Annotated in this window: 2 protein-coding genes; both read right to left on the reverse strand. The window is 46.1% G+C overall.

All coding sequences use genetic code 11. The features are described from left to right. Positions 1 to 1,805, reverse strand: a 1,805-nt coding sequence (locus tag NO992_RS23290) for a condensation domain-containing protein (RefSeq protein WP_371380792.1), incomplete at its 3' end; no start/stop codon positions are given. Positions 1,806 to 1,807: 2 nt separating this feature from the next. After that, positions 1,808 to 2,211, reverse strand: a 404-nt coding sequence (locus NO992_RS23295) for a phosphopantetheine-binding protein (RefSeq protein ID WP_371380795.1), incomplete at its 5' end; no start/stop codon positions are given.

The following is a 2,211-nucleotide window of genomic DNA, read 5'->3' on the forward strand; positions in this document are numbered from 1 at the left end:
ACGGCCAAAATAGCAACGAGCATCTCACTACTGCGAGAAAAGTAGAGGGCGATAGGGGTATCGGCAGGCAATAGGCCTGCTTGGGCTTTGGGGTGCTGAGCAATAATTTGCTTCGCAAGGGCATTGGCCTTACCGTTCATTTCGGCATAAGACAGCGCTTCACCGCTGCTGGTTAACAAGGCTGTAAGCTCTGGGGTGTTAGCGGCGTGCTGCTCTACTAAGCTTGCCAGATCTTTGTCGGTGGCAAATGACTCGGCGTTGTTGTGCCAAGCACATATTGTGTCAGTCTCAGTTCTATTTTGTAGGGCTACTTTTGCAAGTGGCTGTGCGGTTCTGGCGATCACTTGATCGATAATATTGATAAAGCGCTCAGCAAGAGTTGCGATCCAGTCACTTGGAAATAGTGCGGTGGCGTAGTTAATATCACCAAATACTTCTTCGTCACCATTTTGTAGCAGCAAACTAATGTCGAACTTAGCCACTTTATGAAGCGCTTTTACTTGTGACTCATCCACTGGCGTAAACAGCTGTTGGCTGCTGTCATCACTATTATTTTTAAATTGCTCAAGCGCAAACATCATTTGAAATAGCGGATGGCGAGACGGATCTCGTTGTAATTTTAGGGCGTCGACCAATTTATCAAATGGCAGATCTTGGTGCGCCTTTGCCGCTTTTAGGGTCTGGTGCACTTGTTGGATCAAGGCATTAAAGTCGAGTGCGTTATCAATATGAATTGGCAGGGCTAAGCTATTGACCAAAAAGCCAATAAGATTTTGTGTCTGGCTTAGATGACGGTTGTCAGACGGTGTACCTATGACTAAATCTGACTGACCGCTGGTTGCTTGTAATGTCAATGCCCAGCTGCTGAGCAGTACTACATAAAGACTGGTTTGTTGCGTTTTGGCTATGGCCTTTAGGGCTTCGCTTCGTTCCTGACCAAAATGAATACGGTGGTCGGCACCGTGATATTGATATTCATTTGGCCTTGGTAGTGGCGAATGAAATTCAAGCTGCTCAGCGCCTGCAAGTGCATCAGTCCAGTGGTCTAAAAGCTTAGTTAAGGTATCGCCGCTGAGGTACTCGCGCTGCCATTTTGCGTAATCTTGGTACTGTAACTCAAGCGCTGGTAGCTCAGGCGTTTTGCCTGAAGCTAGCATAAAATAGGCTTGGTGTAGCTCACGCATAAAGATTTCGGTGGACCAGCCATCAAACGCAATATGGTGCCACATGAATAGCACGTAACGTTCAGCGCCTAATGTCCAACAGCAAACCTTGAACATAGGCTCATTGGCTAAGTCAAATGGTGTACTAATCGCTTGTTTAACAGCCGTATTAAGCGCTGCTAAGTCAGCGACTGCGCTCGGTTCAATTTCAATACTGGCGTTCAACACTTCTTGATAGTCGTGGCCTTGATCGTCTTGACGATAGACACTGCGAAGCACTTCATGCCTATCTAACACGATATTCAGTGCTTGTGTTAATCGCGTAAGCTCTGTGTGCTCAGAGAGTTTAACCAAAAACGGAATATGATAAGCGTTGGTGCCATTTTCTAACCGTTCGATAAATAATAAACGCTCTTGCGCAAACGAAAGCGGATGGCGGTTTAATTCTGGCAGTGTATTAAACGCATCCTTTGAAAAAATTGCTTTTGCTTCAAGGTAATCCATTAGCTGCGTTTTGTTTGACTTTAACTTTGCAACAAGCGCAGCATCTGGCGCTTGCGCGCCAAATGACAGCTCTAGTCCGCCGTCTTGCAACCAGATTGAGAGATTGTGATCTTTCAGTTCAGCGAGCAATGACAACATGGTTAAATCCTCATGCTATTAGTTTGTTCTTGTTGTGATCCGGAGTCTGCTTTAATTTCGATATCCCCACTCAACGTCTCTAAGTTGTCGACGATTGCGGCAATATGGGTATGCTCAAACAGGGCTGAAATTGGGATGTTTAAATCCAGTGCTTTATTACAAGCATTCATCAACCGGATAGCCGAGATAGAGTCCCCCCCAATACTGAAGAAATTATCTTCAATCCCCACTTGCTCAAGGCCAAGTACCTGTTGCCAAATCTCACAAAGTTGGGTCTCTAAGTCATTACGCGGTGCCACATAGAGGTTGTCAGCTTGAAGCTCCGGTGTGGGGAGTGCTTTGCGGTCAAGCTTACCGTTACCAGTGAGTGGAATCTGTTCGATTAGGGTAAAGTGGCTGGGCACCA

This window comes from Pseudoalteromonas sp. DY56-GL79 (assembly GCF_041414765.1).
GTDB lineage: Bacteria > Pseudomonadota > Gammaproteobacteria > Enterobacterales > Alteromonadaceae > Pseudoalteromonas > Pseudoalteromonas piscicida.